Source organism: Winogradskyella sp. 266wxhm (genome assembly GCF_058964685.1).
This window is the reverse complement of record NZ_CM179559.1, coordinates 1,401,258-1,415,486: the sequence shown is the minus strand read 5'-3', so window position 1 is coordinate 1,415,486 and position 14,229 is coordinate 1,401,258. Positions and strand designations below refer to the sequence as shown.

Sequence of the window (14,229 nt, the reverse complement as noted above, 5' to 3'; positions counted from 1 at the left end):
TTCATGGGTGTAAATACTTATTCTGGTCTAAGTAAGTAATTTACTTCCTTTTTTTGTTAAAAAATAGCAAGCAATAGCGCCTAATATATTGTAAGGAAAAGATAGTAGAATTATAAGCCAACCAATTTTAAAGCCTTGTACAAAGCCATTTTTTATCATTTTAAAAATCCAGTTTGAAGGGAAATAACCTGCTTTCATATCGTAATAATGCCATAATATTCCGCCAAAAGGTGAACTTAGAAGAATTGTTAGAGATATTATCAAAAGGGTAAGTAGAATTTGCTTAGTTATTGTTTGTTTTATAAAGGTTTTAGTAAATATTGTTGCCAAGATCCCATAGAAAAAACACGGTATAGCAATAAATGAAATAGGATATTCCCAATGGTATAAAAACATTCTGAATAGTGCGCCAAACACTTTATGGCTGGGCATTATCATCCGCAAAATATTATAGAAAGTAGCTGCAATAATAAAACTTGTTGCCCAATAAAAAAGTAATCTTTTTGCTATGTTATTCAATTTATCCTTTATTGAAATTTGAGAATTTTTTCTAAAACCAAAACCTCACAAAAGGCATCCATGCTTGGTTTTGAATACTTTTATCTTCATCATACAATATGTCGTACCTAATACCAAAAGTCACGTTACCATTGCTGTAGCCTAATCCTAAAAATAAAGCAGGATACCAATACTCGTCATCTTCGTTGAGCACAAAATTTTGATCAAAATCTCTATTAACATGAAGTTGTTCAAACTCGGTTGAGATTTGTAACTCTCTATAAGGATTAAATAGTCCCAATACACTAGCGCCAACAACAGTAGATTTAAAAACATCTTTTTGTGAGCTATATTGAAAATTTAATCCAACTCCAGTGGCAACATATGGGCTAAATCTATAAATAGCATTAGGTGCAATGGCACCACTAAAAAAGCCATCGCCAAAATTAAGGCCAAGGCCACCTCCAAACTGTACGTTTTGCCAAAAGGTACTAGAATTTGAGTCCAGATTTTGAGAAAATGAAGAACTGATAAAAAAACAGACGAAAAGGCTGATTATAATATTTTTTCTAAGCTTATTTGAATTATTATTTGTCATATTGAAAATAGTTATTTGCTATTTGTTATAAATATAATAAAACGATATCTATGTTTAGTAAAAGTTGTATTTTTGAATAAATTTTGTTGAAACGACAACGTCTCATAAAAAATAATGGATAAATATTCCTTTCTCAACGCAGCACATACAGCATACTTTGCTGATTTATACGAACAATACCAAAAAAATCCTGATTCAATAGAACCAAGTTGGCGTGCCTTTTTTCAAGGTTACGATTTTGGTTCAGAAAATTATGGACTAGATGGAGAAATCGTTGAAGGTGTTTCTGCTCAAATACCAGAACAACTTCAAAAAGAATTTCAGGTTCTAAAACTTATAGATGGCTATAGAAATAGAGGTCACCTTTTTACAAAAACCAACCCAGTTAGAGCAAGACGAAAGTACGCTCCAACCTTAGAGATAGAAAATTTCGGATTGTCCCAAAACGATTTGAATACTAAGTTTTCTGCTGGTGAGGTTTTAGGTATTGGGTCGGCAACACTTCAGGTTATTATAGACCATTTAGAAAGTATTTATTGCGATTCTATTGGTGTAGAATATATGTATATAAGACAACCTGAAGAAATTCAGTGGATTCAAGAAAAGCTAAATATCAACGATAATCATCCGAAGTTTACAGCTGATGAGAAAAAATATATTCTCAAGAAGCTAAACCAAGCGGTATCGTTTGAATCATTTTTACATACAAAGTATGTTGGGCAAAAACGATTCTCCTTAGAAGGTAATGAATCTTTAATTCCTGCAGTTGATGCTATTATTGAAAGAGCAGCTGACCAAGGTGTTAAAGAATTTGTTATGGGAATGGCGCACAGAGGTCGTTTAAGTACATTGACAAATATTTTTGGTAAATCTGCTAAAGATATTTTTAGTGAATTTGATGGAAAAGATTATGAGGAAGAAGTTTTTGATGGTGATGTAAAATACCATTTAGGATGGACAAGTAATCGTGAAACCTATAACAATAAAAAGATAAACCTAAACATAGCACCAAACCCATCGCATTTAGAAACTGTTGGTGCCGTGGTACAAGGTATTACAAGAGCTAAACAAGACAAAGTTGAAATAGAAGATGCATCTCAAGTACTGTCTATCGTAGTGCATGGTGATGCCGCAATTGCTGGTCAAGGTTTAGTGTACGAAGTAGTACAAATGGCTAAGTTAGATGGTTATAAAACTAACGGAACCATTCATATTGTAGTGAATAACCAAATAGGTTTTACAACTAATTATTTAGACGCAAGATCTAGTACGTATTGTACAGATGTTGGAAAAGTAACATTGTCTCCTGTGCTTCATGTGAATTCAGATGATGCAGAATCAGTAGTACATGCTGCTTTATTTGCATTACAGTTTAGAATGAAATTTAAGCGTGATGTATTTATCGATTTGTTAGGTTACAGAAAATATGGTCACAACGAAGGTGATGAGCCTAAGTTTACACAACCATTATTATATAAAGCTATAGCAAAGCATAAAAATCCAAGAGATATTTATGCAGAGCGATTGTTGAAAGAAGGAGTTATTGATGAAGGTTATGTTCAACACATAGAAGCTAAGTATAAAGAACAATTAGAAGAGAAATTAGAAGATTCTCGTAAAGAAGATAAAACAGAAATTACTGCATTTATGCAGGAAGAGTGGAAAGGTTTTACTAATGTAACTGAGATAAAGATGATGGAACCTGTTGACACAACAGTTCCTAAAGAAACTTTAGAACAGATTACTAAAGTCATTTCTAACTTACCAGAAGATAAAAAGTTTATTCGTAAGATTCAACGATTAGTGGAGTCTCGTCAAACTATGTTTGATGAAGACCGATTAGATTGGGCTATGGCTGAGCATTTAGCATACGGAACACTTTTAGAAGAAGGTTTCAATGTTAGAATTTCTGGACAAGATGTAGAGCGTGGAACCTTCTCTCATCGTCATGCTGTAGTGAAAGTAGAAGACAGTGAAGAGGAAATCATTCTTTTAAAGAATGTTTCTGAAAATCAAGGTCAATTCAATATTTTCAACTCACTACTTTCAGAATATGGTGTTGTAGGTTTTGATTATGGTTATGCTATGGCAAGTCCTAATACACTTACAATTTGGGAAGCGCAATTTGGAGACTTCAGTAATGGAGCTCAAATTATGCTAGATCAATATATTTCTGCAGCTGAAGATAAATGGAAAATCCAAAACGGATTGGTAATGTTATTGCCTCATGGCTACGAAGGTCAGGGAGCGGAACATTCATCAGCTCGTATGGAGCGTTACTTACAACTGTGTGCAAAAGATAATATGTTTGTTGCAGATTGTACTACGCCAGCTAACATGTTCCATTTGTTGAGAAGACAGATGAAAGCTAATTACAGAAAGCCGCTTATTGTATTTACACCAAAGAGTTTATTACGTCATCCTAAAGTAGTTTCTTCAGTAGATGAATTTGCAAACGGAAGTTTCCAAATGTTAATTGATGATACTTCAGCAAAAGCAGATAAAATTAAGACTTTAGTATTTGTAACGGGTAAATTCTATTATGACTTATTAGAGGAGCAAGAAAAATTAGAAAGAGATGATGTGGCTTTAGTTAGAATAGAGCAATTATTCCCACTTCCTGTTGAAAATATAAGAGAAATAATTAAAAAGTATAACAACGCTGAAGATATTGTTTGGGCTCAAGAAGAACCTAGAAACATGGGTGCTTACAGTCATCTTCTAATGCATTTGGATGAAGCTAAAGAATTCAGAGCAGCTAGCAGAAGACCTTACGGTGCACCAGCAGCAGGTAGTTCTACACGTTCAAAAATTAGACATAAAGAAGTTATAGATTACGTTTTTGATAAAACAAAAAACAACCAGAGATAAACATTAATACAACTCAAATTAGAGCATAATAAAATAAAAGTCCATGATTTTAGAAATGAAAGTGCCTTCGCCAGGCGAATCAATTACTGAAGTAGAAATAGCAGAGTGGTTAGTTCAAGATGGAGACTATGTAGAAAAAGACCAAGCTATTGCAGAAGTAGATAGTGACAAAGCAACTTTAGAATTACCTGCGGAAGCAAGTGGTACAATTACATTAAAGGCAGAAGAAGGTGATGCGGTTGCTGTTGGAGCTGTTGTTTGTTTAATAGATACTAGTGCAGAACCTAAAGCTGGAGCATCAACTACTTTTAAAGGTGGTGACGAAGGCGGAAATGATGCTAATGCAGAGGAAGATTTAAAGAAAGAACAAGAATCAGCTAAAGATACTGGTGCAAAAGCACCTAATCCTGCTGAAAAAACATATGCATCAGGTACTGCAAGTCCTGCTGCTAAAAAAGTTTTAGCTGAAAAAGGTATTGATGCCAGTGCTGTTACAGGTACAGGAAAAGACGGACGTATTACTAAGGAAGATGCAGTAAAAGCTGTACCTTCTATGGGAACTCCAACAGGAGGTAATAGAGGTCAGTCTCGTAGTAAAATGTCAATGCTACGTCGTAAAGTTGCTGAGCGTTTAGTTGAAGCAAAAAACACGACAGCAATGTTAACTACGTTCAACGAGGTTAACATGACACCTATTTTTGAGTTACGTAATCAGTATAAAGAAGAGTTCAAATCTAAGCATGGTGTTGGTCTTGGCTTTATGAGTTTCTTTACGCTTGCTGTTGTAAGAGCTTTACAAGAATATCCAGCGGTTAACTCTATGATAGATGGTAAGGAAATGATTTCTTACGATTTTGTAGATGTGAGTATAGCGGTATCTGGGCCAAAAGGTTTAATGGTTCCTGTAATAAGAAATGCTGAAAACTTAACATTTAGAGGTGTAGAAGCTGAGGTGAAGCGTTTGGCGCTTAGAGCTAGAGATGGGCAGATTACTGTTGATGAAATGACAGGTGGTACATTTACAATTTCTAATGGTGGTGTATTTGGTAGTATGTTATCTACGCCAATTATTAACCCTCCTCAAAGTGGTATCTTAGGAATGCATAATATTATAGAGCGTCCTATCGCTGTTGATGGTAAGGTTGAAATTCATCCTATGATGTACGTAGCTTTATCTTACGATCATAGAATTATTGATGGAAAAGAATCTGTAGGTTTCTTAGTAGCTGTTAAAGAAGCTTTAGAAAACCCAACAGAGTTATTGATGAACAATGATGTTAAAAAAGCTTTAGAGTTGTAAGCATAATTAACATAAGACTATAAAAACAAAAAGCGCAATTAATCAAATTGCGCTTTTTTTACTCCTAACTAACAGAGTAACTAACTAAAATTAACTAAAGAAATTTACAGCAATATTTGCTGAAATTACGATTACTGAACTTATAACTAATAATAAAATAAACAACTTGTCTCTTGTGGCATTACTTTTCATTGTTTGCATAACCTTTAATGTTTTAGAAGAAAGCTCTGAATTAAAGATCTTAATACAGAGCTTTGAAATTCATTGAGGCTTTGATTAATAGCTGATGTAAAGTTCTGAATAATAACAACATAATACTATACGTAACTTTACGTATTTTTTGTTTTTTTTGAATTTCCTGTATAAAAAAAGCCTTGGACGGACGGTCCAAGGCCAATAATCCCCTAAGAACTAATTAATAGCTCGTTATTAACCCTTAATTAATAATTACTGTAAATTTCAGAAATTAATCAATATAATGCTATACGTAGAACTACGTATTTTTTAAAGGTATTCTATGTTTTCTTTGGCAAATAAGTATAAGCTAGCTGATTTAGAATCAAGATTAAGCTTTGATCTTATGTGACTTTTATGTTTTTCTACAGTTCTAACGGATATAAATAATTTATCGGCTATTTCTGTAGCTGTTTTGTTTTTTCCTATGAGTTTTAGGATGTTAAGCTCGGCATTAGTTAGAGATTGAAGTTCTTCAGGTGCTTGGTTAGCTTCAATATGTTCAATAAGTTCAGGGCTAAAGTATGATTTATTTCTAGTGACGCTGTTTATACAGTTTTCTATTTCTTCTAAAGCAAACTCTTTAAGAACGTAGCCATAAACACCAAGAGACTTTGCTTTGTTATATATGGCTTCATCTTTTTCAAAAGTAATCAGCACTATTTTTGTTGAAAGTTTTTCCTTTTTGCATTTTTCAGCAATTTCTAATCCCGTTAAAAAAGGCATACTAATATCTAAAATGGCAATATCAGGAACGTGTGCTTTAATAAGAGCAAGAGCTTCTTTTCCGTTTTTAGCACTTGCAAGCACATTATAATTGTTTTCGTTCAAAAAATCGTTCAGACCTTTAAGTACTAAGGGGTGGTCATCAGCGATGATTATAGATGGATCCATTTAGCTATTAATCTTTGTAAGAAATCAAATATAAATATAAAAAGAAACTTAGTAATAGAGAATACTTACAACTTTAAATAGAGGTATTTTTTTTGATAATCGATAACAGCTTTACCCTTTTTTAGAACATCAGCTCCAATAATACCATCAACAGGTTCTGCATTATGATTTATAAGACCATTGTTAACGTGAGCTAGATTAAATAGAATAAGAGCCACTTGCTTTTTTTTCCATCTGCCTATTTTTAAATCGTTAGACTTTGAAATCTTGGTCAACATGTCAGAGGCTCCAGCTCCTACGGCCTTTATTTCAGAATCCTTAACCTTAAGGTTAAAACGCTCAATAGCTTCAAAACCTACACAACTACTTGAAGCACCTGTGTCTAGGATAAAACGACCCTTAATGCCATTAATTGTAGCTTTAATTTCAAAGTGATTGGTTTTGGTAAATTTCAATTTTACCTTAGAGTAACCTTTATCAATTAAGAATTCTTTTAACGTATCCATTTTTAGAATTTGTGCAAATATAATATTCTAATTCGATTACTTTTGCACTATGATTATTACCGATACCCATACCCATTTATATAGTGAAGCTTTTGATGACGATAGAGCTGAAATGATCAACAGAGCCATTACCAATAATGTTGAGCGCTTTTTTATTCCTGCAATAGATTCTTCTTATACAGAATCTATGTACCAACTCGAAAAGGATTTTCCTAAGCATGTATTTTTAATGATGGGTTTGCACCCTACATATGTAAAGGAAAATTATCTTGAAGAACTAGCTCATGTTGAAGCGCAATTAGCTTCAAGAAAGTTTTTTGCTGTGGGAGAGATAGGTATTGATTTGTATTGGGATCAATCTACTTTAGATATTCAGATAAAAGCCTTTAAACATCAAATTAATCTAGCAAAGCAATATAAACTTCCAATAGTAATTCACTGTAGAGAAGCTTTTGACGAGATTTTTGAAGTTCTAGAATCTGAGAAAAGTGATGATTTATATGGCATTTTTCATTGCTTTACGGGAACTTTAGAACAGGCTCAAAAAGCTATTTCATATAACATGAAACTAGGAATTGGAGGAGTGGTTACGTTTAAGAATGGAAAGATTGATCAGTATGTCAATCAAATAGATTTAAAGCATATTGTATTAGAGACCGATTCACCTTATTTGGCACCAAAACCATTTAGAGGTAAGCGTAACGAAAGTGCATATATTAATAAGGTTGTAGAGAAATTGTCTGAACTTTATGATATCAGTGAAGAGGAAGTTGCACGTATTACTACAAAAAACTCAAAAGACGTATTTGGAATTTAATTATGGGAAAGCCTAATATCTTACTTATATATACAGGAGGAACTATAGGAATGATTAAGGATGCTGATTCAGGTGCTCTGAAAGCATTCGATTTTCATAATCTTTTAGATAGAATTCCAGAATTAAAACTTCTGGATTGTAATATAGAAACCATTTCTTTTGATGAGCCTATTGATTCATCTAATATGAGTCCAAAATATTGGATAGATATCGCTGAAATCATTGAATCAAATTATCAAAAATTTGATGGTTTTGTCGTCCTGCACGGAAGTGATACCATGAGTTATTCAGCTTCAGCTTTAAGCTTCATGTTAGAGAATTTATCTAAACCCGTAATATTTACAGGATCGCAATTACCAATAGGAGATCTGAGAACCGATGCCAAAGAGAATCTTATTACATCTATTCAAATGGCATCGTTACAAAATGATGGTGTGCCTGTAATTAGAGAAGTTGGTCTTTATTTTGAATACAAATTATACAGAGGTAACCGAACTACTAAAATAAACGCTGAACATTTTGAAGCATTCAGCTCATTTAATTATCCTTTTTTAGCAGAATCAGGAGTGCACTTAAAAGTTAATTCTGAATTTCTCAATAAACCTGAAGAGAAAAAGGGCTTAATTGTACATACGTCAATGGACTGTAATATTGGATTGTTAAAATTGTTTCCAGGAATTTCTAGACCAATATTAGAAGCGGTTTTAAAAAGCAAATTGATTAAAGGATTAATCATTGAAACTTATGGTTCGGGTAATGCAACTACAGAAAAGTGGTTTATTAACTTATTGAAGCATGCAATTTCAAATGGATTGTATATAATTAATGTAACCCAATGTGCAGGTGGAAGTGTGTCGATGGGTCAGTACGAAACAAGTTCAAAACTCAAAAAAATCGGCGTAATATCTGGAAATGATATCACTACAGAAGCAGCAATTACAAAACTGATGTATCTTCTCGGAAAAAAAATACCACCTCAAGAATTTAAAGTAGTTTTTGAAACGTCTCTAAGAGGAGAAATGTCCTAAAAATAACAGTTTAAATTTTAGTGTTTGAAGTTTTTTTCGTTATTTGCCATACTGTAATTTTCTAGTAAAATTCACAGAGAGGTGGCCGAGTGGTCGAAGGCGCACGCCTGGAAAGTGTGTATACCTCAAAAGGGTATCGAGGGTTCGAATCCCTTCCTCTCTGCTGTTAATTTAGCCTAGGATTGCATTATTTTTTTTATCTTTAACACTTTAACTAATAAAATTAAGATTAAGAACAATGAAAAGATTATTTTCTATCCTTGCCATAACATTTTTAATGGCTATCGGAACTGTTAACGCAAATGCAACAACATTAGCATCTACAACAGCCACAGTAACGAGTGTAGCTCAAGAGACGTCAGAAGAACCTGCCGAAGATTTGAGTTTTCACCAAGAATTAAAAAAGCGTTTTATTGAAGGTGGTCCAGGCTTTATGGGTATTGTACTATTATGTTTAATTCTTGGTTTAGCTATCGCTATTGAGAGAATTATCTTTTTAAACCTTTCAACTACTAATACTAAGAAATTAACGCAAAATGTAGAAGATGCATTAAATTCAGGTGGTATTGAAGCTGCTAAGGAAGTGTGTAGAAATACAAAAGGGCCTGTTGCTTCTATTTTTTACCAAGGTTTAGACAGAGCAGACGAAGATATCGATGCTGCTGAAAAAGCTGTGGTAGCTTATGGTGGTGTTCAAATGGGACAACTAGAAAAGAATGTATCTTGGATTTCATTATTTATCGCTCTTGCACCAATGCTTGGTTTCATGGGTACGGTAATTGGTATGATTCAAGCTTTCGATAAAATTGAAGCTGCTGGTGATATGCAACCATCTTTAGTTGCTGGTGGTATTAAAGTAGCACTTTTAACTACAGTATTTGGTCTTATTGTAGCTATCATACTTCAAATTTTCTACAACTATATCATTGCTAAAATCGATAGTATTGTTAATGATATGGAAGATGCATCAATCACATTGATGGACTTACTAGTAAGACACAAAAAATAAAAAAGACCAAATAAATTATGTTACATAAAATATTAAAAATAGTTGCCGCAGTTCTAAGTTTAGTGGGTATTGTATCCTTAGTTAGAATTATTGCTGCTGGTGACGAAGCAATCGAGACAGGTGAAAAAGCTGGTCTTGTCGATCCAATGGCATGGGTTGCTTATATCATCTTAGGACTAGTTTTATTATTCGTAATTGTTTTTGTTATCAAAAACCTTTTTACAAATACATCTGGTCTAAAAAACACCTTAATTGGTATTGGTGCTTTTGCTGCTGTACTAATTATAGCTTATGTTGTATCTGGAGGTGATACCATGCAATACAAATTAGAGGACGGATTTGCAACAGCAGGACAATCTACAATGGTTGGTGCTGGCTTAGTAGCTTTCTATATATTACTAGCTGTAGCTGCTGTATCAATGATATTCTCTGGAGTTAAAAAAGTAATTAGTAAATAAGAGTATATGGCAAAAAGAGCAGCACCCGAAGTAAACGCAGGATCAATGGCTGACATTGCCTTCTTACTACTTATCTTTTTCTTGGTAACAACAACAATTGAAAAAGATAAAGGTTTATTAAGAAGTTTGCCACCAATTGATGACTCACAAGTAGAACCGCCAATTATTAAGCAAAAGAACTTATTTACAGTGCTTATTAACCGAAGAAACCAATTGCTTGTAGAAGATGAGCAAATGGAATTAACGGATTTAAGACAAGCTGCAATAGATTTCTTAGATAATGGAGGTGGAACCAATGCAGCAGGAGAAAGTTGTGATTACTGTAAGGGTGAACGTTCAGAAAGTTCTTCTGATCACCCAGATAAGGCAATCATTTCCATGAAGCACGATAGAGAGACGACTTACGAAAAGTATGTTGAAGTGCAGAACGAACTTGTTGCAGCATACAACTACTTGAGAGAGCGTGAAGCAGAAAGATTATATAAGAGATATTATCCAGACGCTGACAACGTATATCAAGCAATGTTGGAAGAGAAGGAAAAGAATCAATTTAGTAAGGATGAAGTTCTTAATGAGCGTTTAGAGACTATTAAGAAATTATTCCCAATGAAATTATCTGAAGCAGAACCAGATAAAAGTTAAAAGAAATAAATATGTCAAAGTTTAAAAATAAAAAACAAGGTGACTTGCCAGCAATTTCAACGGCATCATTACCAGATATCGTATTTATGTTACTTTTCTTTTTTATGGTAGCAACGGTAATGAGAGATAGTTCCTTGATGATTGAGAATAGGTTACCAAGTGCAGACCAGGTTGAAAAGCTAAAGAAAGATAGAACAATCTTTATTTATGCAGGTAAGCCTAGTAGTCAGTATAAGCAATTTGGTGAAGAACCTAGAATACAGTTTAATGATGCATTTATAGGAGTTGAAGATGTACAGTCTTCAGTAATACAAAGTATCACTGAATTGAATGAAGATTTACAAAGTAAGGTTGTAGTAGGTCTTAAAGTTGATAAAGAAACCAATGCTGGTTTAGTATCAGATATTAAGCAAGAGCTACGTAAGGCAAATGCATTAAAAGTAATGTACATTGCTAATACCAAACTTGAAGAGTAAGAATTAATCTTAATTTTTATATAAAAAAGCGTCCTGATATTTTCAGGGCGCTTTTTTGTTCAATTGTAATTAAAGATTTTGTAGTTTTATTATATGAAATTTAAGCTTTTATTTCTTGTTACTTTTTTTACCTGTTTAGGTTTTTCTCAAGATGATATTGATAAGGAAGAACTCTATAAAAACTATAGAGAAGACCAATTTTATGCTTCTGTTACTTATAACTTATTAAATGAAAAGCCTCAAGGTATGTCACAAAAAGGATTTTCTACAGGCTTTCATTTTGGTTTTATTAGAGATATGCCTATCAATGAAAAACGAGATTTTGCAATTGGTGTAGGACTGGGTTTATCAGGTAATAATTATAATCAAGATATGCTGATTACAGAATCAGATAGAAATTATAGTTTTAATCTCATTGAAAATGACATTAGTTTTACAACTAATAAGATTGAGACGTTCTTAGTTGAAATCCCTTTAGAAATTAGATGGCGAACATCCACAGCCGTCGATTACAGCTTTTGGCGTGTTTATGCAGGAGTAAAGTTGGGTTACTTGTTGTACAATACTGCAAAGTTTAAAAGTGATGATATTGCTGATGTAAAATTGAGTAATATTGATGCTTTTGAAAAGTTACAATATGGGCTTACGCTAAGTGCTGGTTATGGCACATGGAACTTTCATGTTTATTATGGATTGAATCCAATATTTAAAAGTTCTTCCGAATTAGACGGTTCTTCTATAGACATGAAATCCTTAAAAATAGGACTCATGTTTTATATTCTATAACCAATAGTTCAATAATAGGAGTTGAGGAAAAAAGCCAACTAAAAGGCCTACAATAAGCTCATTATTACTATGTGCTTTTAGATGTAATCTTGAGGTGGCAATAGCACCCAAAACAATCATTATAAGTGCTATGGTACCATTAATATTTATTTGGTAATGAATACCTAAAGCCATAGCAAACATAGAAAATCCGGAGGCTGCTATCATATGTATACTAGCTTTAATCTTCAAAAATGCTAAGATTAAACAAGCGATGTTAGAGCAAAGAATTCCCAGAAAGAAATAATATAGCTCTATAATCTCATCAGGCTGTAAAACCCTAATCAGAATAAGGGCAATAATGATACTGTTAATCAGTAATGGGATTAAACGTTCCTTAGTAGTTTTAAGGTAAATTGAATCTACTTTATTAATGGTTTTAAGCAAAAAGAAAAGTAGAATAGGTAAGATAATTGTAAGAATAACAATTGAAAAAATCTTGGCTTTCATTACCGGTTCTGGAATGAAACGTGGTGTTTTAGAAAAGTAGAAAATAACACCCAAAAGAGGCATTATTAACGGATGAAAAACAAACGAAATACTCTTAAGAATAAAATTTTTCATCCAAAGATTATTAAATTTTCTTTCTTAAACGTGCCACAGGAATGTCTAGTTGCTCTCTATATTTAGCTACTGTTCGTCTTGCAATCGGATAGCCTTTTTCCTTTAAGATTTTAGAAAGCGCTTCATCAGTAAGAGGTTTCTTCTTGTTCTCTTCTTCGATAACGGTTTCAAGAATCTTTTTAATCTCTCTTGTAGAAACTTCTTCACCTTGATCGTTAGTCATAGATTCTGAGAAGAACTCTTTTATCAACTTTGTACCATAAGGTGTGTCTACATATTTACTATTGGCAACACGAGATACGGTAGAAACGTCCATTTCAATTTCATCTGCAATATCCTTTAGGATCATTGGGCGTAATTTGCGCTCATCACCTGTCAGGAAATATTCTTTCTGATAATTCATTATAGAGCTCATTGTGACAAATAGTGTCTGCTGACGTTGTCTAACAGCCTCTATAAACCATTTAGCCGCATCTAATTTTTGCTTTATAAACAATACGGCATCTTTCTGGGCTTTCGACTTCTCTTTTGATGCCTTATAGCCTTTAAGCATATTATTATATTCTCTAGATACATGTAGTTCAGGAGCATTTCTTCCATTTAAGGTCAGTTCTAATTCCCCATCAACAATTTTAATAGCAAAATCAGGAACGATGTGCTCTACAATTTTATTATTACCAGCGTAAGAGCCACCTGGCTTTGGGTTTAAGCGTTCTATTTCCTCAATAGCATCTTTAAGTTGCTCTTCGTTGATACTAAATTTTTGCATCAACTTTTTGTAGTGCTTTTTGGTAAATTGCTCAAAACCTTTGTCAATAATTTCGGTAGCTAGCTCAACATCTGGATGCTGCTCTTTTCTATGAAGCTGTATGCTTAAACATTCTTGTAAATTACGAGCGCCAACACCAGCAGGATCTAATTGATGGACTATAGAAAGTACTTTTTCAACTTCTTCCTCAGTAGTATATACATTTTGGGTAAAAGCCAAATCATCCGTAATATCGGCAAGCGAGCGACGTATGTAGCCACTTTCGTCTACACTACCAACTAAAAAGTAAGCAATTTCCTCCTCTTGTTCAGAAAGTCTAAAAGTGTTTAACTGATTTATTAAATGTTGTGTAAACGATGTTCCTGCTGCATAAGGCACATTTTTTTCTTCATCATCCGAACTATAATTATTGGCTTGGGTTCGATATTCAGGAATTTCATCGTCACTTAAATATTCATCAACATTAATGTCATCAGCATCTATGGTTTCATTATCGTTGTAATCTTCAGATGAGTTGTCAAAATCATCAAAGTTATCATCGTTAACATCAGTATCTTTTCCTGTGTCTAAAGCTGGATTTTCTTCTAATTCTTGCTTTAAACGTTGCTCAAAAGCTTGAGTAGGCAACTGTATCAGTTTCATTAACTGAATTTGTTGTGGTGATAGCTTTTGCGAAAGCTTAAACTGTAAATACTGCTTTAGAGCCATAGATGATAATTATCTACTAAAAGTAATAAATC

General features: G+C 33.3%; 15 protein-coding genes and 1 tRNA gene. 10 read left to right on the top strand and 6 right to left on the bottom strand.

The window, feature by feature from the left end; all coding sequences use genetic code 11:
* Window positions 1-27: 27 nt before the first annotated feature.
* Both AC2H4K_RS06140 and AC2H4K_RS06135 read right to left on the bottom strand, forming a co-directional pair.
* On the bottom strand, window positions 28-438 hold the full coding sequence (locus tag AC2H4K_RS06140; RefSeq protein ID WP_281140392.1) for a hypothetical protein: 411 nt from the start codon (window positions 436-438) through the stop codon (window positions 28-30).
* A 112-nt stretch (window positions 439-550) separates the two neighbouring features.
* Complete coding sequence (locus tag AC2H4K_RS06135) at window positions 551-1,096, bottom strand: alpha-ketoglutarate decarboxylase (protein WP_493742977.1); 546 nt, start codon at window positions 1,094-1,096, stop codon at window positions 551-553.
* Window positions 1,097-1,210: 114 nt separating this feature from the next.
* On the opposite strand from AC2H4K_RS06135, the gene AC2H4K_RS06130 reads away from it, so the two are divergent.
* Together AC2H4K_RS06130 and odhB are read left to right on the top strand one after the other, a co-directional pair.
* Window positions 1,211-3,967: a 2-oxoglutarate dehydrogenase E1 component gene (locus AC2H4K_RS06130; RefSeq protein ID WP_281140390.1), complete on the top strand. Its 2,757-nt coding sequence runs from the start codon at window positions 1,211-1,213 to the stop codon at window positions 3,965-3,967.
* Between the two features lie 43 nt (window positions 3,968-4,010).
* On the top strand, window positions 4,011-5,267 hold the full coding sequence (gene odhB / locus AC2H4K_RS06125) for a 2-oxoglutarate dehydrogenase complex dihydrolipoyllysine-residue succinyltransferase (protein WP_281140389.1): 1,257 nt from the start codon (window positions 4,011-4,013) through the stop codon (window positions 5,265-5,267).
* 504 nt (window positions 5,268-5,771) lie between these two features.
* Here the strand turns inward: odhB and AC2H4K_RS06120 are convergent.
* Window positions 5,772-6,395: a response regulator gene (locus AC2H4K_RS06120; RefSeq protein ID WP_493742976.1), complete on the bottom strand. Its 624-nt coding sequence runs from the start codon at window positions 6,393-6,395 to the stop codon at window positions 5,772-5,774.
* A gap of 65 nt (window positions 6,396-6,460) precedes the next feature.
* Entirely contained in the window at window positions 6,461-6,901 is a 441-nt protein-coding gene (locus AC2H4K_RS06115) for a retropepsin-like aspartic protease (RefSeq protein ID WP_493742975.1), read from the bottom strand.
* Window positions 6,902-6,950: 49 nt separating this feature from the next.
* Between AC2H4K_RS06115 and AC2H4K_RS06110 the strand changes: the two genes are divergently transcribed.
* From AC2H4K_RS06110 to AC2H4K_RS06075, 8 genes are all read left to right on the top strand, one after another.
* Window positions 6,951-7,718: a TatD family hydrolase gene (locus AC2H4K_RS06110; protein ID WP_281140386.1), complete on the top strand. Its 768-nt coding sequence runs from the start codon at window positions 6,951-6,953 to the stop codon at window positions 7,716-7,718.
* Window positions 7,719-7,720: 2 nt separating this feature from the next.
* Window positions 7,721-8,746: an asparaginase gene (locus AC2H4K_RS06105; RefSeq protein WP_281140385.1), complete on the top strand. Its 1,026-nt coding sequence runs from the start codon at window positions 7,721-7,723 to the stop codon at window positions 8,744-8,746.
* A gap of 75 nt (window positions 8,747-8,821) precedes the next feature.
* Window positions 8,822-8,909, top strand: a tRNA-Ser gene (locus AC2H4K_RS06100).
* Between the two features lie 75 nt (window positions 8,910-8,984).
* Window positions 8,985-9,755, top strand: coding sequence for a MotA/TolQ/ExbB proton channel family protein (locus AC2H4K_RS06095; RefSeq protein ID WP_281140384.1), 771 nt, complete (start codon window positions 8,985-8,987; stop codon window positions 9,753-9,755).
* A 17-nt stretch (window positions 9,756-9,772) separates the two neighbouring features.
* Window positions 9,773-10,213, top strand: coding sequence for a hypothetical protein (locus AC2H4K_RS06090; RefSeq protein ID WP_281140383.1), 441 nt, complete (start codon window positions 9,773-9,775; stop codon window positions 10,211-10,213).
* Between the two features lie 6 nt (window positions 10,214-10,219).
* The gene (locus AC2H4K_RS06085; RefSeq protein ID WP_281140382.1) at window positions 10,220-10,855 is read left to right on the top strand and encodes an ExbD/TolR family protein; all 636 of its coding nucleotides are present in this window, start codon (window positions 10,220-10,222) and stop codon (window positions 10,853-10,855) included.
* An 11-nt stretch (window positions 10,856-10,866) separates the two neighbouring features.
* A complete protein-coding gene (locus tag AC2H4K_RS06080; RefSeq protein ID WP_281140381.1) occupies window positions 10,867-11,331 on the top strand; it encodes an ExbD/TolR family protein in 465 nt (154 codons plus the stop codon).
* Window positions 11,332-11,424: 93 nt separating this feature from the next.
* A complete protein-coding gene (locus AC2H4K_RS06075; RefSeq protein WP_281140380.1) occupies window positions 11,425-12,117 on the top strand; it encodes a porin family protein in 693 nt (230 codons plus the stop codon).
* Here AC2H4K_RS06075 and AC2H4K_RS06070 read toward each other — a convergent pair.
* Together AC2H4K_RS06070 and rpoN are read right to left on the bottom strand one after the other, a co-directional pair.
* Window positions 12,112-12,720: a hypothetical protein gene (locus AC2H4K_RS06070; protein WP_281140379.1), complete on the bottom strand. Its 609-nt coding sequence runs from the start codon at window positions 12,718-12,720 to the stop codon at window positions 12,112-12,114. The two genes, AC2H4K_RS06075 and AC2H4K_RS06070, sit on opposite strands and share 6 nt — an antisense overlap.
* Window positions 12,721-12,730: 10 nt before the next feature.
* Window positions 12,731-14,197 (bottom strand): RNA polymerase factor sigma-54, encoded by a 1,467-nt coding sequence (gene rpoN, locus AC2H4K_RS06065; RefSeq protein WP_281140378.1) that lies wholly within the window; start codon window positions 14,195-14,197, stop codon window positions 12,731-12,733.
* Window positions 14,198-14,229: the final 32 nt, after the last annotated feature.

Bases quoted from the DNA above. Each gene is read 5' to 3' on its own strand.
- AC2H4K_RS06080 (WP_281140381.1), top strand. From the start codon at position 10,867: ATGTCAAAGTTTAAAAATAAAAAACAAGGTGACTTGCCAGCAATTTCA.
- AC2H4K_RS06110 (WP_281140386.1), top strand. From the start codon at position 6,951: ATGATTATTACCGATACCCATACCCATTTATATAGTGAAGCTTTTGAT.
- AC2H4K_RS06075 (WP_281140380.1), top strand. From the start codon at position 11,425: ATGAAATTTAAGCTTTTATTTCTTGTTACTTTTTTTACCTGTTTAGGT.
- AC2H4K_RS06115 (WP_493742975.1), bottom strand. From the start codon at position 6,901: ATGGATACGTTAAAAGAATTCTTAATTGATAAAGGTTACTCTAAGGTA.
- AC2H4K_RS06105 (WP_281140385.1), top strand. From the start codon at position 7,721: ATGGGAAAGCCTAATATCTTACTTATATATACAGGAGGAACTATAGGA.
- AC2H4K_RS06135 (WP_493742977.1), bottom strand. From the start codon at position 1,096: ATGACAAATAATAATTCAAATAAGCTTAGAAAAAATATTATAATCAGC.
- rpoN (WP_281140378.1), bottom strand. From the start codon at position 14,197: ATGGCTCTAAAGCAGTATTTACAGTTTAAGCTTTCGCAAAAGCTATCA.
- AC2H4K_RS06140 (WP_281140392.1), bottom strand. From the start codon at position 438: ATGATAATGCCCAGCCATAAAGTGTTTGGCGCACTATTCAGAATGTTT.
- AC2H4K_RS06095 (WP_281140384.1), top strand. From the start codon at position 8,985: ATGAAAAGATTATTTTCTATCCTTGCCATAACATTTTTAATGGCTATC.
- AC2H4K_RS06130 (WP_281140390.1), top strand. From the start codon at position 1,211: ATGGATAAATATTCCTTTCTCAACGCAGCACATACAGCATACTTTGCT.
- AC2H4K_RS06085 (WP_281140382.1), top strand. From the start codon at position 10,220: ATGGCAAAAAGAGCAGCACCCGAAGTAAACGCAGGATCAATGGCTGAC.
- AC2H4K_RS06090 (WP_281140383.1), top strand. From the start codon at position 9,773: ATGTTACATAAAATATTAAAAATAGTTGCCGCAGTTCTAAGTTTAGTG.
- AC2H4K_RS06120 (WP_493742976.1), bottom strand. From the start codon at position 6,395: ATGGATCCATCTATAATCATCGCTGATGACCACCCCTTAGTACTTAAA.
- odhB (WP_281140389.1), top strand. From the start codon at position 4,011: ATGATTTTAGAAATGAAAGTGCCTTCGCCAGGCGAATCAATTACTGAA.
- AC2H4K_RS06070 (WP_281140379.1), bottom strand. From the start codon at position 12,720: ATGAAAAATTTTATTCTTAAGAGTATTTCGTTTGTTTTTCATCCGTTA.